Source organism: Mesorhizobium shangrilense, assembly GCF_040537815.1.
GTDB classification, from domain to species: Bacteria; Pseudomonadota; Alphaproteobacteria; order Rhizobiales; family Rhizobiaceae; genus Mesorhizobium; species Mesorhizobium shangrilense.
On sequence record NZ_JBEWSZ010000001.1, the window covers coordinates 3,020,086 to 3,043,645 of the forward strand.

The 23,560-nt window shown below is 60.5% G+C and carries 19 protein-coding genes and 2 pseudogenes; 12 read left to right on the plus strand and 9 right to left on the minus strand.

The genetic code is table 11. The features are described from left to right. Positions 1–646 precede the first annotated feature (646 nt). The 5 genes and pseudogenes from ABVQ20_RS14945 to ABVQ20_RS14965 all read left to right on the plus strand — a co-directional run. Entirely contained in the window at positions 647–994 is a 348-nt protein-coding gene (locus ABVQ20_RS14945; protein ID WP_354460286.1) for a hypothetical protein, read from the plus strand. A gap of 65 nt (positions 995–1,059) precedes the next feature. Further along, positions 1,060–1,869 carry a hypothetical protein gene (locus ABVQ20_RS14950; protein WP_354460287.1) on the plus strand — a complete coding sequence of 270 codons (810 nt, stop codon included), beginning with the start codon at positions 1,060–1,062 and terminating at the stop codon, positions 1,867–1,869. A gap of 68 nt (positions 1,870–1,937) precedes the next feature. Then, the gene (locus tag ABVQ20_RS14955) at positions 1,938–3,035 is read left to right on the plus strand and encodes a DUF1176 domain-containing protein (protein WP_354460288.1); all 1,098 of its coding nucleotides are present in this window, start codon (positions 1,938–1,940) and stop codon (positions 3,033–3,035) included. Between the two features lie 66 nt (positions 3,036–3,101). After that, entirely contained in the window at positions 3,102–4,082 is a 981-nt protein-coding gene (locus ABVQ20_RS14960) for a DUF3592 domain-containing protein (RefSeq protein WP_354460289.1), read from the plus strand. A gap of 1,013 nt (positions 4,083–5,095) precedes the next feature. Further along, positions 5,096–5,903, plus strand: a pseudogene (locus tag ABVQ20_RS14965) (aldehyde dehydrogenase family protein); the annotation flags it as partial. 462 nt (positions 5,904–6,365) lie between these two features. Here the strand turns inward: ABVQ20_RS14965 and ABVQ20_RS14970 are convergent. The 8 genes from ABVQ20_RS14970 to ABVQ20_RS15005 all read right to left on the minus strand — a co-directional run bounded on the left by ABVQ20_RS14970 (position 6,366) and on the right by ABVQ20_RS15005 (position 15,444). Further along, the gene (locus ABVQ20_RS14970) at positions 6,366–7,895 is read right to left on the minus strand and encodes an amidohydrolase family protein (protein WP_354460290.1); all 1,530 of its coding nucleotides are present in this window, start codon (positions 7,893–7,895) and stop codon (positions 6,366–6,368) included. Between the two features lie 9 nt (positions 7,896–7,904). Further along, positions 7,905–8,798 (minus strand): ABC transporter permease, encoded by an 894-nt coding sequence (locus ABVQ20_RS14975; protein WP_354460291.1) that lies wholly within the window; start codon positions 8,796–8,798, stop codon positions 7,905–7,907. Continuing rightward, complete coding sequence (locus ABVQ20_RS14980; RefSeq protein ID WP_354460293.1) at positions 8,795–9,832, minus strand: ABC transporter permease; 1,038 nt, start codon at positions 9,830–9,832, stop codon at positions 8,795–8,797. Before ABVQ20_RS14980 ends, ABVQ20_RS14975 begins: the two co-directional genes overlap by 4 nt. Continuing rightward, the gene (locus tag ABVQ20_RS14985; RefSeq protein ID WP_354460294.1) at positions 9,829–11,397 is read right to left on the minus strand and encodes an ABC transporter ATP-binding protein; all 1,569 of its coding nucleotides are present in this window, start codon (positions 11,395–11,397) and stop codon (positions 9,829–9,831) included. Before ABVQ20_RS14985 ends, ABVQ20_RS14980 begins: the two co-directional genes overlap by 4 nt. A 30-nt stretch (positions 11,398–11,427) precedes the next feature. Further along, a complete protein-coding gene (locus tag ABVQ20_RS14990; protein WP_354460295.1) occupies positions 11,428–12,495 on the minus strand; it encodes a BMP family ABC transporter substrate-binding protein in 1,068 nt (355 codons plus the stop codon). Positions 12,496–12,625: 130 nt separating this feature from the next. After that, positions 12,626–12,946 (minus strand): NIPSNAP family protein, encoded by a 321-nt coding sequence (locus ABVQ20_RS14995; protein WP_354460296.1) that lies wholly within the window; start codon positions 12,944–12,946, stop codon positions 12,626–12,628. Between the two features lie 16 nt (positions 12,947–12,962). Continuing rightward, a complete protein-coding gene (locus ABVQ20_RS15000; protein WP_354462182.1) occupies positions 12,963–14,588 on the minus strand; it encodes a GMC family oxidoreductase in 1,626 nt (541 codons plus the stop codon). Between the two features lie 4 nt (positions 14,589–14,592). Then, a complete protein-coding gene (locus ABVQ20_RS15005) occupies positions 14,593–15,444 on the minus strand; it encodes a uracil-DNA glycosylase family protein (protein ID WP_354460297.1) in 852 nt (283 codons plus the stop codon). A 194-nt stretch (positions 15,445–15,638) separates the two neighbouring features. Here ABVQ20_RS15005 and ABVQ20_RS15010 point away from each other — a divergent pair, with 194 nt between their 5' ends. Then, positions 15,639–16,289 (plus strand): TetR family transcriptional regulator C-terminal domain-containing protein, encoded by a 651-nt coding sequence (locus ABVQ20_RS15010; protein WP_354460298.1) that lies wholly within the window; start codon positions 15,639–15,641, stop codon positions 16,287–16,289. Between the two features lie 615 nt (positions 16,290–16,904). On the opposite strand, the pseudogene ABVQ20_RS15015 reads toward ABVQ20_RS15010, so the two are convergent. Further along, positions 16,905–17,078: pseudogene (locus ABVQ20_RS15015) on the minus strand (IS481 family transposase); the annotation flags it as partial. A gap of 154 nt (positions 17,079–17,232) precedes the next feature. On the opposite strand from ABVQ20_RS15015, the gene ABVQ20_RS15020 reads away from it, so the two are divergent. From ABVQ20_RS15020 to ABVQ20_RS15045, 6 genes are all read left to right on the plus strand, one after another. Then, positions 17,233–17,994: an SDR family NAD(P)-dependent oxidoreductase gene (locus tag ABVQ20_RS15020; protein WP_354460299.1), complete on the plus strand. Its 762-nt coding sequence runs from the start codon at positions 17,233–17,235 to the stop codon at positions 17,992–17,994. A 4-nt stretch (positions 17,995–17,998) separates the two neighbouring features. After that, positions 17,999–19,249: an enolase C-terminal domain-like protein gene (locus ABVQ20_RS15025; RefSeq protein WP_354460300.1), complete on the plus strand. Its 1,251-nt coding sequence runs from the start codon at positions 17,999–18,001 to the stop codon at positions 19,247–19,249. Between the two features lie 2 nt (positions 19,250–19,251). Beyond that, complete coding sequence (locus ABVQ20_RS15030; protein WP_354460301.1) at positions 19,252–20,352, plus strand: ABC transporter ATP-binding protein; 1,101 nt, start codon at positions 19,252–19,254, stop codon at positions 20,350–20,352. Between the two features lie 63 nt (positions 20,353–20,415). Then, positions 20,416–21,654 (plus strand): ABC transporter substrate-binding protein, encoded by a 1,239-nt coding sequence (locus tag ABVQ20_RS15035; protein WP_354460302.1) that lies wholly within the window; start codon positions 20,416–20,418, stop codon positions 21,652–21,654. A gap of 57 nt (positions 21,655–21,711) precedes the next feature. Continuing rightward, a complete protein-coding gene (locus ABVQ20_RS15040) occupies positions 21,712–22,668 on the plus strand; it encodes a carbohydrate ABC transporter permease (protein WP_354460303.1) in 957 nt (318 codons plus the stop codon). A gap of 9 nt (positions 22,669–22,677) precedes the next feature. Further along, positions 22,678–23,559 (plus strand): carbohydrate ABC transporter permease, encoded by an 882-nt coding sequence (locus ABVQ20_RS15045; protein WP_354462183.1) that lies wholly within the window; start codon positions 22,678–22,680, stop codon positions 23,557–23,559. The last annotated feature ends 1 nt before the right edge of the window (position 23,560 follow it).

The following is a 23,560-nucleotide window of genomic DNA, read 5'->3' on the forward strand; positions in this document are numbered from 1 at the left end:
GACGGGGGTCGACTCACCCTAGCGAACTGACCAGACTTGATCGACAGGCGGCGGTCATTGCGCAAAATCGCTGCCCTTAACGGCCAACGCAGCCCTGTTTTGCACAGGGTCATGGAAATCGGTGACTTAAGAGAGCAATGACTTCAGTTGATGACGCAGGAACCATCGTGAATAGGATGCCACGAAAATCGCTGTTTTCTGCGAAGGACTACGACAGAGCACTCCAGACTACGCCAACCCCTACTCCCATTCCATTATTTCCAAGCGCCATAACCTATTGGATTTCTTAGAGAAAAATATACGTTCATTGTTATACCGCCATGCACGCCGTCAATAATTAGGTCAGCGGTATCGTTCAGGGCGGTTCGGTATCGTGGCAGTTGGGGCGGCAGCGCGGGCTCGGTCTTTAGCGCGGCAAGACGGTCTCATCTCCTGCCCGTTACGGGAGTGTCGGTGCGGACCATGCGCATAAAAAGCGAAAATGATGGTTTCAGGACAACTCTACTGCGCGCCAAACCAAGACCCCGTCCTTGCGTGATGCGATAGTCGATAGAGCGGCAGCCGCTTCCCGAACTGAACCGCGCCGCGAAAACTACGAATGGCCGTTGGCAAAATCCGGTCGATTCAGAAAACGAAAGGATCACCCATGCCAAAACCCGCCAAACACAGTGCGCTCCTCGCCAGCGCTTTCATGGTCGCCTTCAGCCCGGCGCTTGCCGCCGAACAGGCTACAAAGCTCTTCACGGTCGTGACGGAGCGAGATGAGACCGTCATCGCCCTTACGAAGGAAGACGTAGCGCTGGGAAGCGATGCCGCAGCGATCGGCAAGGCGCTTCGCGAGCGCGGTGCGCTCACCGTCTGGCGATATGCCGTTCGCAAGGCGAAGGACGGAGAGCTTGAGCAAGCCCCGCTGGCGAAGATCAGCGTGCAGGCGCAAGGAAGCCTGCGCATCGAGCCCTATCGGACGCCTCTTCGCGTCGTGGCTGCCGAATGACGTTCGCTGTGGTGTTCCAGGCTGCGTTTGGCATCGCTGCCCTTCTGGCCTGGCCGGTTGCAAGCGTGGCGCAGGACGCCGTGGTGCGGGATCGGACGCTTGCTGAACTCATAGCGCAGGTTCCCGGCCACACCGGCATTTCCTATTTCGATCTGGTCAAGCAAGTCATCCCCGACCTCGCGAGAGACGAAACCCGCGCAATCGGCCACCGGACCGTCACGCTTCGTCACATTGCCGGCGACGGTTTCGGTGGGACTATTCCAGACCCCATCAGGATCGGCGTGTTGCGGGCGCTTCCCTTCGAGTCGGAAGGCAAGCCACGCATCGCCATGCTCATCGACATCGGCAAGATCGACGACCTTGGCGAGCAGCCCCACATATTGGCCGTGTTCGACGCAACTGATCGAAGGCCGACTTTGCTCGATGCGGTGGACGTAGGATTGGATCGTGTGACGAGCCTTGCGGAGCCGGCGCTGGTGCGTATCGGCGAACACGACGACGCCATCGTGACGACCAGCCAGCATTTCAATTCAGCCGAGAACTACACTTGGACCGCGCTGATCTCCCTGCGAGGCGGCAAGCTCGGGCTCATCGATAGATTTCTCGCCTACAGCGCATGGACTTGCACCTCGCAGAAGACGCAGGCCTTTTCGTTCAAGGGCGTGCCTGGCGCGAACAACACACCCTATTATGCGATCGCGGTGATCATGAGCGACATAGGTACTCCTCCAGAGGAACGCTGTGACGACCGGATGTTAGCGGCCCCCTACGCGCGCACCGCGACCGCTGTTTACCGATGGGACGCGGGCAAGGCGCTGTTCGTGGCGGATTCCGATGCAGTGCAGCGCCTGCAAGAGCAGACCGCTGAACGCTAAACGTGTTTGCATGCCACCTTTTCTGAAACGCGCCGACCCGCAGTGGTAACCGGCCACGGGAGCCCGCCATGATCCGCCCCGCCGTCCTTGCCGCATGCCTCGCCCTTCTGCCTGCTGCTGCTAGCGCCGGGGATCTCGGCACCGTGCGTACCTTTCAGGACTGGACAGCAGGCTGCGACAATGGCCGGGCTTGCCGGGCGCTCAGCCTGCTGGCCGAGGACGTCACCGAGGGCTGGTTTCTGTGCCTCGACAGGGATGCCGCCGCTGCGGCTCCTGTGCAACTGACGCTGATGCCGCAATCCGAGACCTATCCGCGAGCGGGGACCCTGCTGCTCAGGGCGGCGGGCGTCGATGTCGCAACCCTCAAATTCGGCCAGAGTATCCGCCTGGAAGACGACGGACTGATCATCGAGGATCGCAAAGCCGTGGCGGCCGTGCTCGCCGCGATAAGAAGCGCCGAGAAGCTTGAGGTCATCTCCGAACGGCAACCGGCCAGCGCCCAGGTCTTGGCCAGCATTTCCCTTGTCGGGGCAAAAGCAGCACTCCTGTGGGTCGACGAACGGCAGCAACGGATCGGTACGGTGACAGCGCTTGTCGGTCGAGGCAGCAAGCCGGCAAGCGCCGTCCCTGTGCCACCGGCTCTCCCGCTGATCGTCCCCGAGCGCACCACGGATGGCGGCCCGCCGCCCGAGGCGCTTTCGGAAGCGACCCGTTCCGAGATGATCCGGCAATCGGCCGGCTATTGCGATGAGGACCGCGGCGGCCCGGACCCGGACTCCAAGACCATGGTGCGCCTCGGCCAAGGCCTGGTACTCGCGTCGGTCCGCTGCTTCAGCGGTGCGTATAATTTCGGACGGGCTTATTTCCTGGTTGAGGAAAGCGAAAAGCCCGCCGTGCGGCCAGCCCTGTTTCCGCGTCCAGTGGAGCAGAAGGTTGAGGAGGATAAAGAATTGACCCCGAACAACGTGCTTTGGAACGCTGATTTCGGGCCTAATTCAACCGAGATCAGCCATTTTGCCAAAGGGCGCGGCATGGCGGACTGCGGCGAGACCGGCGTCTGGCGCTGGGATGGACGTGCGTTTCAGGCGGTTTCCATGACGGAAATGAATAGCTGCCGCGGCATCATGGCAGGCTATTGGCTGAATACTTATTCGAGCCGGGAATGAGAACCAGAGTGCATTTAAGACAAGGGCGATCTTGCAGCCACAGCGAGACACGCTGGGGAGATTAGCTTGGAACTTAAACTCATCCTGATCGGGTTCGCATGCGTGACGGCCGGCTTGTTTGCTCTCGTCACCTTCCTGAAATGGCAGGAGGTGCGGGCGGCCAGAAGCTGGCTTCCCGTGAGGGGGAAGATCATCTCGTCTCGTAGCGAGGCCCGCGAGGTGCGCGTCTCAATCTCCCGCGCAAACACGACGGAAACCACGGAAGTCCGAAATTTCCCGGCGATTACTTTCGTATACACGGTCAACGGTCGCAGGTTCGAGGGTACGCGCCACACCTTGCGCAATGAGATTGGCAATTTCCAGGTTCCTGAAACCCTCGCGCGCTATCCCAAAGGGGCCGAGGTCACCGTCTACTATGACCCTTCCAATCCCAGGACGTCCGTCATCGAGCGGACGATGCCTGACGGCAGCATCCAGGTCATGGCCTATATCTCGGCAGGGCTGGTCGTCGGATCGATTGCGCTGGTCTTCCTCGTCGGCGGCGTCGTGGAGGCGATACGGCCGCATTTGCCCAATCCTCAAAACGCCGGCACTGCAATGCTCCTGACAATCATGGCGTTGATCATCTTGCGCCTGGGCTTTGCGCAGAAGGCCATAGCAGAGGCCGCAGCCACATGGCCCACCACGCAGGGCAGCATCGCCTCTTCGGGCATTGAGGCGTTCCGCATCCGTAGCGCCTTCGAGGGCTTTTGGCGGCGGCCTGGGCGCACCGTCTTCAAATCTCGCGTCCGTTACGCCTATAGTGTCGCCGGCCAGGATTATGTTTCCGGTCGGGTCGCCTTTGGCGCGACTGCGGCGGCTTCGCTGCCTGCCTTGATCGGTGGAGATTCCCGCCGCTACGCCGAGGGCGGCAAGGTGGACGTGCATTACGACCCCGCCAATCCGGCGCTTGCCGTGCTCGAATGCAGGGTGCGGGGGCTCTGGGCTTTGTGGGCCGTTGCCGGTGCGATGTTTATCGGCGCAACGGTGTCGGTCGGGTTGCTATAGCCGCTGGGCGTCTGCGCGGGGCACGCCGAGCGCGGCCTACGGTGAAGTAAGCGCTGCCGAACACTTGGCCAGCGGACCGGTGTCGAATCCAAGCCATGTGAGCCTTAGCGTATCGCCGTTGGTGTGAATCCGAAGGATACGTGTAAACGGCTCTCCGATTTCCGGACCTGGCGAGCCGGACGCTCCGGGCGAGCCGTAGCATTGGCTCGCCGTTATCGACCAGCCGCGCGACGACTTGCGGTAGCTTGCCCGTTCACAGCCGAAGGCCGGAAGAGACAACGAGTTCTTGCGCAACACGTAGACGGTGCGGCTCTGTGTCTCTGCCGCGGCAGAGCAGTTCAGCGTGTTGCCTGACCAGGCGCCAACATAGGGCTCCGCTGCGAGCGCGGGACCGCTCGCCAGTGCGAAAATTGACATTGTGATAAGGAAACGTCGCATCTCTAGAGCATCTCAATCGCACTGCGCGAAGACGACAATCGAATCACGCCAGAGCAGTATTCGAAATGCAAAATTACATGATCTTGCTTTGAATCCTAGTGTTTCTCCCGGCTTCGGCTCAATACAAATCGATCACGATCTATCCCGAAATTTCAGCGTCTTCTGCGCAGGACAATTCTAGCTCCCGTCTTCCTGGGCGGGCGACCGCACAAGCTCTCTAAGCCGTGAGGGTATATGCAATCTGCCGATGCGACCAGAGTCGCCATACCGTCAGCTATACCGTCAATCCGGAGGCTTGCCCCGCGATAGACGGCGATAGATGCAGGTCAATTTATTCTGCTATTTCAATCGGTTATGGAGGGTTCTGGCGTGCGATCGGCGGCGTTCGGATAGGCCAAAATCATTTAAGCATCATTTAACCCATTGAAATTGTTATAAAATTTTCTCGTCAGCATCGAAAATTCCGACACTCAGACCGTCAAAAAATTACGCTCTTGATTTTAAAGGGAAAACCGTCGGAAAATTTATTTTGAGGTTTCGCTGACTATCGAAGTCAATCGGCCGATTTTTGCTCGGTCGGACGTGAACTCTGCGCCAGTCCCAAGGTCCGCAAGATCAGCTTCACCGGCTCGACTGCAGTCGGGCGGCTGCTCATGCGCCAATGCTCGGACCACATCAAGAAGGTCGGCCTCGAGCTGGGTGGCAATGCGCCCTTCATCGTCTTCGACGATGCTAATATCGATGCTGCCGTTGGCGGTGCGATCCAGGCGAAGTTCCGCAACGCCGGCCAGACCTGCGTTTCGGCAAACCGCCTTTGTGTCCAATCGAGCGTTCACGATGAGTTCGCCGAGAAATTTCGTGGAGAAAGTCCGCCATCTTTCGGTTGGTGATGGCTTCGATCCAGGAGTGGACATCGGACCACTGATCGACCGGCATTCCCTGGCCAAGATCGAATCCCATATCTCGGGTGCCGTGCAGAAAGGCGGCATTATTCGCTGCGGGGACGAACGTATCGGCAAAGAAGGCACATTTTTCCAGCCGACGGTCCTCACCAATATCTCCCGCAAGATGACAGTCGCGCAGGAGGAGACGTTCGGGCCGTTGGCTCCGATCATCCGGTTTGAGGATGCGGATCAGGTCGTGCATGAGGCCAACGATACAATCTACGGCCTTGCGGCCTAATTTTATGCCTCCAACCTGAGGCGTGTCTGGCGTGTAGCCGAGGCGCTCGAATATGGGATGGTTGGGATCAATACCGGCCGCATGTCCTCGGAAGCCGCGCCTTTTGGCGGAGTGAAGCAGTCCGGCATCGGGCGCGAGGGTTCCCGTCACGGGCTGGAGGATTACCTTGAGATGAAATACATCTGCATGGGCGGCATCTGAAGCATCTACTTGCTGGCGGCTCGCAGCCACAGGCTACATCACTTAAAGAAAGCGATGGGCCAATGCTCGCCATTCTCCAACCGCCTGCTGGTTCAAGCCCGCTTATTTGCACGCCATTCTGCGCGAAGGCTCGACAAGGCTCCGAGGAGCTTTACATCCACGCCTGGCCGCATAGTTCACTTGCCGAGAACTGGGAGCAGCTCAAGCATTCGGCTCGCGCGCACAAATCAGAGCGGAGAGATAGGATCGAGGCGTAATCGTTCTGAATCTCTGTAATTGATCAGAAACGGACGAGCCTTGAACCTCGACCCTTTTCCATAGGCGCATATCTTCGGCCAATTCTACCTGCGTTTGCACGATGTCATGAATTAACGAAGCGATAGCAGGGGCGGGCTCGGGTTCCCAGTTCAGCGGGCGGCAGGTGGTAGCGTGTGACCTTAATGTGAGCAGCAGCCCCAGTTGTCAGCGCCAGTTTGAGGCGCGCCAGGCCGGCGCGTCGCCGGCATACCGGTTGAGCCCCACATCCTCCTCCGAGGCACGGCGGTGGATTTCGGCAAAGAAGGGATCGAACACTCTGTTGAGCCGTTCAAGCTCTGCATGCTCGGTCAGAAGGGCGGGCACCGTCTCGCGTACTTCAGCGAAGATTGCGGCCTCGTCGACGGTGGTCAGGCGACCATCGCGCATGACGATTTCGCCCGCCACCATGACCATCTCGATCGACGATCCGTTCTCCGAAAACACCAGATGCTTGTCGATGTCGTTGAGCGGCATAAACGCATAGGTGTCGAGATCGAGCATGATCAGGTCTGCCGCCTTGCCCACGGTGAGCGAGCCGGTAATGTCCTCCAGCATGGCGCTGCGGGCGCCATTGATCGTCGCCATGCGAAGAATGTCGGCAGCCGGAATCCATGTTCCATAGTCGGGACCCGAGGCACTGTGGATCAGACCGGCAACCCGCATCACGTCGAAGATGCGGGCAGTATCATTGGACGACACGCCGTCGGTGCCGAGCGCCACCGTGACGCCGGCATCCATCAGGCGACGGATGGGCGCGATGCCAGCGCCAAGCTTCTGATTGGAAACGGCATTGTGGGCGATCGAGCATCCTGCCTTACCCATCAGCTCCATGTCTTCGTCGGTAACCCAGACCGAATGGGCGATGGTGGTGTTGCGGTCGAGCATACCAAGTTCGTGCATGTAAGCGACAAGGGTCTTGTCGAACATCAGGTGCCCCGTGATCGCCTGGGTCTTGGTTTCAAGCACGTGGGTGTGCAGCGGCACCCGCATTTTCAGCGCCAGGTCGTGACAGGCGACCAGCAGATCGGGTGTGCAGCGTTGCGGCGCGGATGGGGCGATCATGAAGTTGAGACGGCCGGCCATGCCATGCAGTGACGAAAAGGCCGAGCGGCAATAGTCGACATAGGTTTCGGCACTGATAGGCGGTCCAAAATCGAGCTTGTCCTGCAGCGCCTGCGGGAGGACTTCGCGGGCGTAGGGCAGCGCATCGAGCGTGTGCACATTCATCACCGCACTCGACACATTGGCGCGAATGCCGGCGTCCTTGTAGGCCCTGAATACGGTGCCGAGACGCTCGAGATCATGCGCCGGCGGATCGAAGAAATCATCGCACAAGGTCGTCACGCCGTTGCGCAGCGACTCCATGGCCAGCAGCAGTGTGCGCAGGTAGAGCAGACGCGGCGCAATCGCCGGACCCATGAGCAGCGGATAGGCATAGAGCAACCAGACCTCGAGCGGCATGTTCTGGTAGCGGCCGCGCAAGAAGGTCTCACTGGAATGGGTATGGCCGTTGATGAGCCCCGGCATCACCAGCTTTCGTTGTCCCTCGATGATCCGTGCGTCGGGCGCGGCAACCAGGTTCTTGCCGATGGCGGCAATGACCACGCCGTCGATGAGGATGTCTCCGGCAATTGGGACGGCCCCTTCGGGTCCGTCCATGGTCAAAAGCGTGGCGTTGCGGATCAGCGTTTGCATATGGGTATCCTAGTAATCGCGCAGTTCAGCGAAGCCGGTGGCCGCCTTGTGCCCGCCGCGCAGCTTGCCGCTGAGCCAGACGCCGAACACCGTTGCCATGTAAGGCAGGGCCAGGAGCAGGTCGTGTGGAACGGCATCGCCGAACAGCAACTGCGCGCGAATGCCGACGGCGGCGACCACGGAGAAGAACAGCGCCGCAAATGCAGAGCCGATTGGATGCGCCGCACCGAAAATTACCGCCGCGAAGGCCATGAAGCCGCGTCCCGCCGTCATGTTCTGGGCATAGATCTGCAGGCTGCCAGCAGCCAGTTCGGCCCCTCCGATGGCGCAAAGCACCCCGCCAATGATCAGCGCCAAAAGCCGCATGCGCGAGGGATTGGCGCCGACGCTGCGGGCTGCGAAGGGGTGCTCGCCCGAAGCCGCCAGCCGCAGCCCGAAGCGCGTGCGTCGCAGCAGAACCCACATGGCGAAAACCACCAAGGGCATCGCCAGCACGAAGACCGACAGCACCCCGAAAGGCCCGAAGGCCGGACCGAGCCTGGGCACACCGAAGGGCGCGGTGACGGCGGCCTGGCTGCCGAAGATGGCCTGGACGGCGAGCGACGTGCCGCCGAGGCCGAGGCCGGTCAATCCAAGGCCGGCGATGATCGGATTGGCCCTGAGCTTTTCGATGACGAACCACAGCAGCACCGAGGCCAGCACACACAGCACGATGGCAATCAGCATCGCCAGCGCGAACGAGCCGGTCAGCACGATGCCGACAATCGTCGCGCATGCGCCGATGATCATCAGGCCCTCGAGGCCCAGATTCCATATGCCGGCGCGCTGCGCGACAACACCCGCCATGGTGACATAGATGAGCGGCGTGCCCGAACGCAGGATGGCGACAATGACGTCGTTCATGCCGATCTCCTCCCGAACGCCAGAAGGCGGTCGACAAAGCCGGATTTGGCCGTGATGAAAAGCGCAATCGCGGCATTGATGATTTCGATGGCCGACGAAGGCAGGCCTGCCATGATCGGCAGATAGAGCGCGGCCGAGGCCAACCCGCCAAAGAACAGCGAGACGAAGGCCGTGCCGACCACCGACAAATTGGCGACCAGCGCGATCAGGATCGCGGTGAAGCCGTGTGTCGGCAGGAATCCGCCGGCCAGACGGCCGTTGGGGCCCATGAACTCGATGGTGCCGGCAAGGCCCGCCAAGGCTCCGGAGATCAGAAAGCTGGAAAGGCCCAAACGCCAGACTGTTGCGCCCTGCCACTGCACCATGGTCGGGTTACGCCCGGCAAGGCTGGCCAGAACGCCGAAGGCGGTGCGGTTGACCAGAAGCCACATCGCCACCGCGACCAGTGCGGCGATCACGATAATGGTCGGCGACAGACCCAGTGAATCCGAAATACGATAGGAGGCGGCGAGCGGTCGGCTGGAGGCCTGCTGACCCGAACCCGACGGGTCCTTGAGCGGACCGGCCGTGACATAGACCAGCAGGAGCCCGGCGAGGAAATTACCCATCAAGGTAGTTATCACCTCGTCAGTGCCGGACTGCAGGCGCAGCAGCCCCGGCCACAAGGCCCAGAGCGCCCCACCTGTCATGCCGGCTGCAAAGCAGGCCGGAATAACGACGAAGGCGGGCGCGCCATTGAGCCACTCGGCCACAAAGGCGGCGGAGATGGCGCCGAGGTAGAACTGGCCCTGCGCGCCGATGTTGAAGTAGCCGGCGCGGAAAGAAATGCCGACACCGGCGGCGGTGATGAACAGCGGCAGCGCCCAACGCAGGCTCTGCTCCCACGCGCCTGGCCGGAAGAACGCGCCCTCTATGACACTGCGGAACATGCCGAGCGCCGAATAGCCGGCGAACTGGAAAATGACGCCGCACAGCGCCAGGGCCACGACGATAAAGATCAGCCCGCGCAAGACCGAAACGAATTTGCCCGTCATTGGGAAACTCCCGTCATGGCCGCGCCGACGGCGCCGATCTGATAGGGTGCCGAAAATGTGCCAGCGACCTCTCCCGACAGCATGACGACGACCCGGTCGCTGATGTCGAAAAGCTCGTCGAGGTCAGAGGAGATCAAGAGCACGCCGCAGCCACGCTCGCGTGCCTCTCGCAGCGATTGCCAGACAAAGGCCGTCGCGCCGATGTCGAGCCCTCTTGTCGGCTGTGCGGCGATGATCAGCTTCGCATCGGCATCGACCTCGCGCGCCAAAATCACCTTCTGGGCATTGCCGCCCGACAGCGAGCCCGCCTTCTGGCTGGTGGTCGCATAATGCACGCCCCACGCTTGAAGCGCCTCGTCACAGCGCTTCTTCAGCCGCGCCGGATTGATGGCGCGCAGCAATGGCGATTGCAACAATTCACGCGCCGACCAATTCTCCCACAGGCTGCTCGACAGGCTTAAGCCCTCGGTATTGCGCTCGAAGGGAATGATGCGCAGGCCGGCGGCTCGGCGGCGCGCCAGCGGTGCGCTCGTGACATCGATCCCGCCCACCGAAAGCGTGCCATCCGTCGCGTCGACAAGATTAGCTATGGCCCGCACCAAGGTTCGCTGGCCGTTGCCCTCGACCCCTGCAATGCCGACAATCTCGCCGGCTTTGATTGTGAGCGAAAGATCGCGCAAGGCAGGCCCTTCGGTGTCGCCCAGCGTGGAGACGCCGCGCATGTCGAGGACCAGCCCTGCATCGACCGGGGTGTCGTGGTTGGCTGTATGCGCGTCGGGAGCGCCCTGCCCGGTTGCCGCGTCGGTATCACCCGGCGCAAGGGTCTTGGCGATGGCCGGGCCGACGATCATTTCGGCGAGACGCTTGGCATCGATCTTGGCGCAGGCCACTGGCCCGTCGACAAGCCTGCCGCCGCGCAGCACGCTGACCGTGTCGGCAATCGCCAGCACCTCGCGAATCTTGTGCAGGATGAGGATCACTGTGACCCCGCGATCCCTGAGCTTGAGCACCCGCTCGAACAGCGTCTCGATCCCGGAAGGCGAAAGCACCGCTGTCGGCTCATCGAGGATCAGAACCTTGGCGTCGGCGACAAGCGCGCGGGCGATCTCGATACCCTGCTGCGTCTCAACCGGCAGGTCGCGCACCCGGCGCTTCGGATCGACATTGACGTCGAGGCTTTTGAGATGCGGCGCCCAGCGCTTCTGCAGCGCTGAGCGGGTGAAAATAGCGGCGTCCCTGTCCGACCCGAACTCCATGGCTTCCGCCACGGTGAAGGACGGCGGCAAGGCAAAGCTCTGGTGCACGAGCTCGACGCCAGCGGCGCGCGCGTCCTTGACCTTGCCAGTCTTGACGTGCTGGCCGTTGATCCTGAGTTCGCCCGCAGCCGGCCGGACAAGTCCGGCCGCGACACGGGCGAAGGTGGTTTTTCCCGCGCCGTTCTGGCCGACCACGGCGTGGATCTTGCCCTGTTCGAAGGCGATGCCCACACCCGAGAGGGCCATGACGCTGCCATAGGCCACGGTAATGTCACGACATTCGAGTGCGGGATTGCCCATCGGGGTCATCGATCCAAATTCGCTTGTCAGCTGACAGGCTCAGAGGGTGGTGTTGAAGGGCACGACGATAGAACCGTCGAGAATGCCGGCCTTGGTCTTCTCGATCTCAGCCCAGATTTCCTTGGACTTGGCAACCCGATCCGCCGGGCCCTGCTCGGCATAAAGCGGTGACAGCTCGAATTCGACCACACCGGTGCCCAGGCCAGTTGCGACATGGGTGCCGCCGGCCCATTGCGCGCCAAGCGCCTTGCCAACCTCGTTGTAGAGGGACTGCCCGAAATCGAGGCTGACGATGCCGACGATCGACTTCGGACCAAGGGGATATTGCGCGCGTGCAAGGGTGGAGAGCATGCGCCCAGCGCCCTCGTTGGCCGCCGCAATGATGCCGCCGTCGGTCGCCGCCGAGTCGGTCTGGATGTAGTCGATGCCGTTGTTGAACATTTGCGCGGCGATTTCCTGGCCCTTGGCAGGATCCTGGAACGAGCCGGCAAAAGCGGCGGTGACGGTCAGATCCGGATTGACCGAATGAGCGCCGGCCTTGAGCGCATTGAAATCGGCGTTGAGCGGGGGAATGGAGATGCCGCCGATATAGCCGATCTTGCCGCTCTTGGTCATGCGCGCGGCGAAGACGCCCGACAGATAACAACCGAGATAGTAGTCATAGGAAACGGTCACCACATTGGGTAGCGGCGGTTCGATGGCGTCGCCGAAAAGCTGGATCCACTTGGTGTTGGGATAGGACGGCGCCAGCGCCTTGAACGGCTCGCCCACCTCGTTGAAGGTCGAAACGATGACCGAGGCGCCGGCATCGGCCAGCGTGCGGAATATGGTTTCATAGGTCGCCGGGTCCTGCGCGTAGACGACTCGCGCCTGAAGGCCCTTTTCCTTTGCCAACTGGTTGATCTTGGCGATCATCGAATCGACCGCGCTCTGGTCGCCCGCCGCCTGCGTATGCACGAGCGCGATGAACCCGTCAGCAGCATACGCCACCCTGGACAGGGCGCCGCTTACGAGGCCTAGTGCGGCAATGCCGACCCCGGTCTTGATGAAGCCGCGGCGGTTCAATCCCACGGCAGGAACCGTGCGGTCGTCAAAATTACTCGTCATGACAGTCATCCCTTTGTCTTGGCGTCCATATTTTAGGTCCGCCGTTCCCAGTGAATTTTCCGACGCCACCAACTTCTTGCGGCAGCATTCGATGCCTACCTGTCCCCGATCATGCTTGTGTGTTTGCCATTCAGACGCCCGGGGAAAACGGCGCCGGATTCATGATCATCACGTCCTGGGACTGGATGGCGTTCAGCGCCCAGATTTCGCCGATGAATTTCTGCCACTCAGGGTCCCCATACATGGCGGCGCGGCGTGCCTCACGATCGGCGAGGCTGTCATAGCCCCACATCAGAACCGTCGTATGTAGATGCCCGATCTCGGAAACGTAGAGCCCGAGGAAACGGTTGAGGTGCTTTTTCTGCACCGGCAAACCTTCGGCCTCGTATTTCTTCATCCACGAATCGACCGTACCGGGCCGGAATGTGTAGGTGCGGTGTTCGACAATCATGGTGCTCCTCGTCGTCTCAGGCGGCGTTCAGGATGAATTCGGCGCATTTTTCACCGATCATGATCGCTGGCGCATTGGTGTTGCCGCTGGAAATGATCGGCATGATTGAGGCGTCGGCGACGCGCAAGCCGTCGATGCCGTGAACCCTGAGGCGCGCGTCGACGACGGCCCACTCGTCGTTGCCCATCTTGCATGTGCCGACCGGATGGAACGTCGTCATGGCGGTCGCCTTCAGCCACTCGACGAGATCGGCATCGGTCTCGACCTGCGGACCGGGCGCGAGCTCGCGCCCGCGATAGGCGTCGAATGCGGGCTGGTTGATGATCTCGCGCGTCAGCCGAATGCCGGCGATCATGGTTTGACGGTCAAATTCGGTCTCGAGATAGTTGGCCTGGATTCTGGGCGGCATCCTGGGATCGGCGGATGCCAGCGTGATGGCGCCCCGGCTCTCGGGGTTGACGGGCCCTACCCGCAGCGTAAAGCCATGATTGGCTTCGACAGCCGCGCGTTTGAACGGATTGGGAAAGTGCAGGTTCGCGGTCTTTTCCAGGGCTGGCATGAAATGCAGCTGAATATCGGGCGCGACCAGATCCGACCTCGACTTGATAAACGCGCCGGCCTCATACGGGAATGTCGTGGTGATGCCGCGGCCGAACAACATGCCTTCGACAAGCGACCAAGTCAGCCTGTCGACGCGCAGGTCGCTGAACAGCGTGATCGGCTGGGTGCATTCGTAGGACAAGACGCAATCGACGTGGTCCTGCAGGTTCTTGCCGACGCCGGGCAAATTGTGAATTGGCTTGATGCCATGCTCTGCAAGCTCGTTGGCAGGCCCGATACCCGACAGCAAAAGGATCTGGGGTGAATTCACCGCGCCGGCGCTGACAACGACTTCGCGTTCGGCTTGAGCAATATGCAGCGCGCCGTTATGGGTGAACTCGACACCCCTGGCTCGGCCGTCGGCGACGATGATCCGCTGGGTCAGCGCTTTGGTCAGGACGGTCAGGTTCTTGCGTCCGGCAATGGGGCGCAGGAAAGCATACGAGGTCGACCAGCGCTTGCCGTCCTTGATGGTGAAGTCGAATTTGCCGAAGCCTTCCTGTTCATCGCCATTGAAGTCGTCGTTCATCGGATAGCCGGCTTCCGCGCCCGCTGCCGAGAACACATCGAGCAGCGGGTTCCAGCCGCGCGCCCGGCAGACAGTCAGCTCACCCTCGGTGCCATGTGGGGCATCCTTGCGCTGAATGTGCCCTTCCGACCTGCGGAAGGCCGGCAGCACATCCTCATAGGACCAACCGGGCAGCCCCATTTGAGCCCAGCGGTCGTAGTCGTGGCGGTTGCCGCGCACATAGATCATGCCGTTGATGGTGGACGAGCCGCCCAATGCCTTGCCGCGCGGCCAATAGAGGGAGCGGTTGTTGAGAAAGGGCTCCGGTTCCGTATGATAATGCCAGTTGTAGATGCCAGACTGGAACAGCTTGCCCATCAGCATGGGCAGCCGGAACAGTGGATTGGAATCCCGGCCGCCCGCTTCCAGCAACAGCACCTTGTGGTCGGGATTGGCGGACAGCCGGTTGGCCAGAACGCAACCGGCCGAGCCGGCGCCGACGATGATGAAATCGTAGGTCTCGGTCGAAGGCATGGCGTCACCACGCGACGGGCTTGGCACCCATCGCCTCCAGATATTGGTTGCAAAGCAAGAATGGGTTTTCGAGCGCCAGAACCGCGTCGGCGCGCGCGGGATGGTCGCGCACAATGCAGGCGCACAGCGCATGCTGGCCTTCAGTTATGCCTGCCAGGGCAAGCGTTTGCGCAGCAGCGTCGCCAAAGCCGATAAAGACGATCGGAGCACGACGACCAGCGAGGTGGCGCAGCACCTGGAGCATTAGCGGACGCCACAGAGGCAGATGACCGCGCGACTGGTGCGCGTCAATCTCGACCTTGAAGCGAGACAGCGTCAACGACGCATTGAGAAGCAAAACACCGTCGTCGACCCATCGCTGGGCCAGCGCATCAGCACTCTCGATATCGACCTTGCCGTCCTCAATGGCGGCAAGCGTCGCCGGCCAATCGGCGAAGGACTGGGCATAGGCGAGATTGCCGGTGCGCGCCGCGACGATCTGCTGGGTGAAGGCGCGAATGCTCTTGGAGAACATTTTGTCGAGCTCGCGCCAGGCAGCGACATTGCCTGCCTCGAAGGCGCGGCCGGTGGAAAAGCCGGGCTCTGGATAGGGGTCTTGGCCCAGGATCACGCAGCGCACATCCTCCGGCGCAATTCCGTCGAAGGCGCGCAGCATATGCGCTCCTTTTGGTGCGCCGGGAAACAGCTTGTCGCGCCGCGCCGGAAAAATCGGCTCCCAAGGCTCGAGTTCGAGCGTTGGGTCCATGGCATCGAAATCCAGCGACACGGCGCCAAGGGCGGCCCGCCAGGCCGGAGCGATGTCGCCGTGCCAACCCGCCAGGGTTTCGATCATCGCGGACCTGAGTTGAACCGGCATTGCGGCGACGCCCCTCCCTTTGGCTTCCCAACGATCGGGACGTTACAAATAACCTGACCAAAGTGTCAACTTCCAAAATCACAAAAGCTGACCGTATCGTCAGTTTTTTTTGCAAACACCGCGGCCCTGTATTGGGTAGGTTTTCGAAGGGTGCTATAGAGCCGCTGCAATACAGGCAGTGGGGCGGAGCGGATATGGCGGGACAGAAGGCGGCGCGCCGGGGCGGCAAGAACCCGGAAGACAAGGTCGGTGCCAGGAACCGGGAGAAAATCCTGCGCGCGGCGGTCGACGTGTTCGCCCGCAAGGGTCTCGATGGCACGCGTATTCAGGAAATCGCCGACCAGTGCGGCCTGCCCAAGGCCAATGTCTATTACTATTTTTCGACCAAGCAGGAGATTTACACCCACGTGATCGAGCATCTGCTGACCGGGTGGGACAAGGCGTTCGAGCACATCACACCGGATCGCGATCCGCGCGAGGCCATTGCAGTTTATGTCCGTGCCAAGCTCGACTACTCACGCAAGCACGCAGCCGAGTCGCGTTTCTTTGCCAACGAAATGTTGCGGGGCGCCCACTTCCTGAGCAAGCAGCAGAAACTTCATATGCAGCGGGTGACGCGCGAGCGGTCCGCCGTTGTCGAGGGCTGGGTGCGCGACGGCAAGATGGCGCCCGTCGATGCGCGGCATTTCTTCATCATGCTGTGGGCGGCGACGCAGTTCTACGGCGACTTCGAGCCACTAGCCGCCAATGCGCTCGAAAAGAGCAAACTCGCCAAGGCCGACTACGACGCAGCGGCCGACACCATTACAACCATCGTTCTCAACGGGTGCGGGGTCTCAGCCTGACAGAGGGTCCCGACACGATCGATTGCGTTCATCTTCACCCTTCGGTGAGGCATAACTCGTCATGGCCTGCCGGCGATCTGCCGATCGACCAGGCGAAGATTGTCATGGCGCAGTAGTTCCTTGCCGTCATGGTGGTTCGCACGCCTGCGACCAGGAAGGACGCCACCAATATGGCGGGGCGCATGATCCAGATCCAGAACTACGCCACCGGCATCCATGATCGCGCCTTCGACACGCTGGTCAACGAACTAGACTGGGAGCGCTGACTAAGGCGCACAAGACCGCGTACACGGCGTTCGGCAAGGCGGTCCACGAAATGGGTGGCAACCGCGACCATGACAGAGCCAACCGAGCCGGGGAAAGCGCGCTGCTGGCCATCTGCGCTTATCCTGCGGTCAGGTAAAGCGATCGCTTGGCCAAGGCCTAATATCTCTTAGAGATCGAGGCGCGCGGCGAGCTCGACTTGGCGGAGCACATGCAGACTCTTCTTCGATCAACGATGTGGAAGGGATGAGACGGCCGCCCTGTAGCCGCTCATGCGTTCGAATCGCGTCGGGTGCGCCATCCGGTTCGGTGCCGTAGCCAACAATGCCTTAGGCGAAAGCGCGTCTCGGCCTAAGTGTTTAGTCCCGGCATTTGATGGATGGGGTCGAGCCTGAAACGTTCGGGCTCGTTTGTCCAGCTCCTGCAGATGAACTCGTAGGGTGTAAGGCCTTTGAGGGTCTTGAGCCTGCGCGCGAAATTGTAGGCTGAGACGAAGTCTGCAAGGTGCTGGCGCAGTTGATCGTGATCGCAGCGGATCCAAACATGCCGTTACCGTGACATCGCCCTAGAAGAGAAAAGATCGATGAGGACAGCCGAGTGATCCATCACGAATATATATATCTCTATGGTGTTGACTACCATGGTAATATGCAATAGCCATTTCCGCCATGGAGCAGATATGACGGCTTTGATCACAGGAGCAGGAAAAGGCATCGGACAAGCTGTCGCGAGGCGTCTGGCCAAGGATCACGCCGGCCTCATCCTGATGGATATTGACGCCGAGGCGCTCGAAGCAGAAGCGCACGCGCTGACCCCTTTGACGCAGATCGAAATTGTCGTGGGTTCTGTGGCCCGGGCCGAGGACTGCCAGCACGCAGCCGCTGCCGCAGCAAAATTCGGCGTCCTCAACGTTCTCTCCCACAATGCCGGCATCCAGCGCTACGGCACCGTGGAAACAACGAGCGAAGCTCTGTGGGACGAAGTGCTGTCGGTGAATCTGAAGGGCGCGTTTCTCATATCGCAAGCGGTCATGCCCATGATCCGCACCGCCAAGGGCTCCATTGTCCACATGGCTTCCGTGCAAGGCTTTGCAAGCCAAGCCGGCGTCGTCGCCTATTCGACGGCCAAGCACGGCCTGGTCGGACTGGTGCACGCGATGGCGGTCGACGCCGCGCCTTACGGCGTGCGTGTCAACGGCGTCGCGCCCGGCTCCGTCGACACACCCATGTTGCGCGACGCCGTCGCGCTTGCCGACAAGCCTAAAGACATGTGGTCCGTCATCAAGGACATGCACCCGCTGGGTCGCGCCGCCCTGCCCTCCGAAATCGCCGAGGCCGTGGCGTTCCTGTCGTCGCCGGCTGCTTCATTCATCACTGGCGAAGTGTTGCGCGTCGATGGCGGCATGATGGCTCGCATCGGCGGCTCCCCCAAGAAGGAATAGATCGTTGCCCATTGTCGATCTTCGCGCCACCACCATCACCGTTCCGCTCGAGGCGCCGCTCCGGCATTCGATGGGTGCGCATTGGGGCCGGTTTGTTCGCACGATCGTCGAGGTCATCGACGACCAAGGCCGTTCCGGATTCGGCGAGATGGGCGGCGGTGGAGAGTCGGCAGAAAATGCGGTTCGCAGTCTTCTGCCCTATCTCAAAGGCCATGACCCATTGCAGCTGGAGCAGCTGCGCTGGAAAATCATGAACCCGACGGCGAGTCTCTACAACAATCGCGTTCAAGTTCACGCGGCGTTGGAAATGGCTTGTCTTGACCTTGCGGGCAAGACGCTCGGCGTGAGGGCCTGCGACCTGTTGGGCGGAGCTGTCAGGGAGCGCATCCCCTTCGCCTCTTACTTGTTCTACCGCTACGCTGATCAGGTGACAGGCACCGGCGGGGAGACGACCGCTGACGACATGGTGGCGCACGCACGCGATCTTAAGGCCAAATATGGCTTCAAGACGCATAAGCTGAAAGGCGGACATTTCGCGCCCGACCACGATGTTGACGTCTTGCACGCGCTGGGTGCTGCCTTTCCCTGCGACGGGCTTCGCCTTGACCCAAATGGCGCCTGGAGCGTTGAACAGGCGATCCGCGTCGGACACGCCATCGAGCGCCTGAACAACGAATATTTCGAAGACCCGACCTGGGGTTTGGAAGGGATGCGCCGCGTTCGCCAGTTCGTCCGAATTCCCACCGCAACGAACACAGTCGTTGTCAATTTCGAGCAACTGGCGCAATCCATCCGCCATGACCTTGTCGACGTCATTCTGCTCGACACAACTTTCTGGGGCGGTCTTCGGCAAGCCTACAAGGCCGGCACCGTGTTGGAGACATTCCAGTACGGCGCATCGGTTCACAGCTCCGGCGAACTTGGCGTTCAACTAGCCTCCATGCTGCATCTTGGTGCGGCTTTGCCGAACCTCTCTTTTGCAGCCGATGCGCATTACCATCACTTGACGGACGACATTATCGTCGGCGGCAAGATGACCTACCGCGACGGTATGATTGACGTGCCCAAAGGCCCCGGCCTTGGCGTCGAAGTCGATCGCGAGAAACTCGCCTGCTATGCCGAACTCTTCAAGGAGCTTGGCGGGTACGCCTATGATCGCGATCCGGGCCGGCCGGGCTGGTATTCAACCCTACCGGAATTCCGCTTCGCTGATCCCGCTCTCAAACAGGCGCCCATGGGCGGGCCGAGCCGATAATCATGGCCGAGGTCAAGCTCAGAGACATTGTCAAAGTATACGGGCGGCACGTCAGCGTCAGAGGGATCGACCTCGAAATCGCAGACCGGGAGTTTGTCGTCTTTGTCGGGCCGTCCGGCTGCGGCAAGTCCACAACGCTACGCATGATCGCAGGACTGGAAACCATTTCGCACGGCGAACTGACCATCGGCGGCACAGTCATGAACGATGTGCCCTCGCGCCAACGCGGCGTCGCCATGGTCTTTCAGTCCTATGCGCTTTATCCGCATATGAATGTTCGGCAAAACATGTCATTCGGCCTCAGGCTTGCGAGATTGTCGAAGGACGAGATTGCCCGGCGGGTCGCCAAGGCTGTCGACGTTCTAGAGCTTGGGCCCTATCTCGACCGGCGCCCTTCGCAGCTTTCGGGCGGCCAGCGCCAGCGCGTAGCGATGGGCCGCGCAATCGTGCGGGAGCCGCAGGTCTTTTTGTTCGACGAGCCCCTGTCAAACCTTGACGCAAAATTGCGCAACCAGATGCGCATCGAAATTAAGCGCCTTCAGCGCGCACTCAATGTGACAACCATCTATGTCACGCATGATCAGGTTGAGGCTATGACTCTGGCGGATCGCATCGTCGTCATGAAAGACGGTGCGATCGCCCAGACCGGAACGCCGACGGAAATCTTCGAAAACCCCGCCGACCAGTTCGTTGCGAGTTTCATCGGCGCTCCCGCAATGAATTTCTTTTCGGGCGAGCTCGTGCCTGCCGATGGCGGCCTGGCGTTTTCAGGGGGCAGCTTCACACTGCCAGTCGTCGCCTCCAGTTTCAAGAATCTGGCCGCTGGGCAGCGTGTGATCGGTGGTCTTCGACCGGAAGACATCGTCCCTGTCGGGCATGGCATGCCGCCGCAAAACGCATTGCCCCTTCAAGGCGAAGTGGTCCTGTCCGAAATGCTTGGTAACGAGACCCAACTGCTGATGCGCGTAGGGTCAGCGGAGGCGAGTGTTCGGATGCAGCAGCCTCGGCCGGTCGTCATTGGCGAACGTCTCGCGATTTCAATCAACATCGACAGGTTTCATCTCTTCGATCCAGCAAACGGCAAATCTTTGAGAGCGCGCTGATCGAGACAAGGACGCGCAAATCCTGCGTGAGGCAATTACACGTATCTAACCCAGGAGGAAGCAATGCTAGGCAAAAAATGGCTTCGAATACCGGTGGCTGGACTCGCGATCCTGACGTCAACCGCCGTATATGCGCAGAGCGTTCAGCTCTTTCACGACAAGGGCTTCTGGTCCGACCAGCTCAAGCAAGTTGGCGTGGCCGCCAAGGCGAAGACTGGCGTCGAAATCGTCGAGACGCCCTATGCCCCGGCCGAGCAATATAAAGCCTTCATCCAGTCCTCGATCTCCGCAGGCAATACGCCGGACATGTTCACGTGGTGGACTGGCAAGACGTTCAAGGATCTTGTCGACACCGAACAAATCGCGCCACTTGACGATGTCTGGGACAAGCTCATTGCCAGCGGCCAGTATGATCCCTCGATCCGTGATCTCTTCAAGGTCGGCGATCACGCTTATGGCGTGCCGCTGGAACTGGCGCGCTGGGTCGTGCTTTACAACAAGAAGATGTTCAAGGATGCCGGCATTTCCGAGCCGAAGACCTGGGCTGACCTGATAGCTGACGCCGACAAACTGAAGGCTGCTGGCCATACGCCGTTCAATATCACGGTGCAGGAAGGCTGGCGCGGCTTCATCTGGTTTGAAGAGCTGATGATCCGCACCAACCCGGCAGCTTACAAGGGCCTGCACAACGGTACGGTCGCTTATGACAGTCCCGAAGTGCGCAAGGTTTTTCAACTCTGGTCCGACATGTATGCCAAGGGCTATTTTGTCGATCCGCGCTCACAGGAAGAGGCGCAGGATTTTGCCCGCGGCAAGGCCGCCATGTATCTCACAGGCGAATGGGCGGAAGGCATTGTCGACAAGGCAGGACTGAAGCCCGATTCCGATTTTGGCGCGTTCATCATGCCCAATGTCGATCCGAGCCTGCCGTCCGCAGTCATCGTCGAGGCTAGCCCTATCGTTGTCTCCAACACGGGCAAGGCCAAGAAGGACGTGCTGACCGCCCTCGACTTCTTTGTCTCGAAAGACGGTGCGAATTCCTGGGGCAAGGCGTCCGGCAATTACCTTGGCAACCTCAAGGCCGATGCGCCCAATCCGCTGGTGGCCAAAGTCACCGCGGACATGGGTTCAGCCCACACGCAACTGATGGATCGTTGGTGGGAAGCGGTCCCCCCCGACCTGCAGGGGGAACTCGTCGCTTTGCTGAACGGGTTCATGCTCGACCCTACAATGAAGAACGCAGATACAGTGATGACCAAGATGCAGGCGCTCAACGCCGCCTATTGGGCCAAGAACAAGTAACCCCTCGAGCAGACGGCGCTCCGCGCGCCGTCTGCCTCTCTTCCGGCGGAACTGGCCATGAGCGCCTCGATACAAGAACGCGACAACGAACTGCTGGCCCGCATTGGCTTCAACGAAGTTGCGGCTCGCGAAAGGCGGGCGAAGCGCCGCAATCTATGGACGGCGCTGGCTTTCATGGCTCCTGCGATTGCGCTTGTGTGTGGACTTTTGCTCTACCCGGTGGCCTTCAACGTTTATCTCAGTCTCACCAACTGGCGGAAGTTCAAGGGCTTTGACGAATTTGTCGGCCTGGACAACTATCGCGAACTTTTTTCCCAGGACAACTTTCTCGAGGCTTCGGGCAATACAATCCTCTGGGTCGTCGCGTCGCTGGTCTTCCCCGTCGTCATCGGGCTCGGCATCGCCATCCTCATGCGCGGCGTGAAATTCGAAGGCCTGTTCAAGAATATCATTTTCTTGCCGCGCATCCTTGCGCCCACCGCCGTCGGCGTCATCTGGTTTTTCGTCTATTCGCCCAACGGACTTCTCAACCGGCTGCTCTCACTTGGCGCTGGCAAACCAATAACCAAGGGCTGGCTTTACGAAGACAATTCGGTCACGCCGGCTATCATCGCCACGCATGTCTGGCAGAACGTCGGCCTGGTGATGGTACTGCTGCTTCTCGGCCTCGCTGCCATCCCCAAGGATCCGATAGAAGCCGCGCAGATGGATGGCGCGACCCCCCGGCAAACCTTCATGCACGTCATTTTGCCGTTGCTGATGCCGACGCTCGTCGTCGTCGCTATCCTGTCAGTGCTCGCCGGGTTCACCACCTTCGATCTTCTGTGGGTCATGGGGTCGAGCTACCCAGGCCAGCGCACTCTGTCGCTGGTCGTCTACATGTATTTCGAGGCTTTCCAGAAGGGTTCGTGGGCTTTTGGCGGGGCGATAGCGGTCGTCATTGGCCTTATCGTGCTCGGCGTCACATGGGTCCAGACCGTGTTGCAATCTCGTGCTGAAAAAATGACGCATTAGGACGTGACCATGGCGGTAAATCTTGATGCGCTCGATTTTGAGGCGATCACCCGACGCGAAGCGAATAGGTCGCGCGGGAACCTGATCGTCTTCACCGTCTCTGCGTTGGTGACGCTGATCTGGCTGGTGCCATTCTATTATCTCCTGGTCTCCGTGTTCAAATCGACGGCGGAGTATGGCTCGGGAAACCCGCTCAGCCTGCCCCATTCCATTGCGCCTTTCGCGGATAACGTCGTCAAAGTATGGACGGACGCCAAGCTCGGGGCCGGCATGTTCAATTCGGCAACTTATGGCTTGATTGGGGCCAGCGTCGCTGTCTTTGTCGCCGCTATGGCCGCTTTCGGCCTGACCCGGTTTGATTTCTCGGGCAAGATGTTCTGGTTCATGCTGATTTTCGCAGGGACCATCTTTCCATTTCAGATGTATCTCATCCCCTTGTTCTTTACCTTCCAGAAGGTCGGCATCCTCAACACCCGCTTTGGAATGATTTTGTTCTACACAGCGATCTGCATTCCGTTTCCCGTGCTCGTGCTGAAGAACTTCATGTCGCAACTGAACAAGGAGATGGACGAAGCTGCGCGCATGGACGGAGCAAGCGATCTCAGGGTTTTCCTGTCGATCGTGCTGCCAAACTGCCGCGGCACCATGCTGGCGCTGTTCCTGCTGCAATTCACGTGGATATGGAACGATCTGCTGTTTTCAACGGTGCTGGGCAACACGCCGGAAATTCGGTCGGTCATGAATGCGCTTCAGGTTTTTCAGGGAAGCTACAGCTCATCGGGACCGAACATCGTCCTGACCGGCAGCCTTCTTGCGTCGATTCCATCTGTGTTACTCTTTGCGACGCTTCGCAAGCACTTCATGGCTGGCCTGAGCATATCGACACACTGAG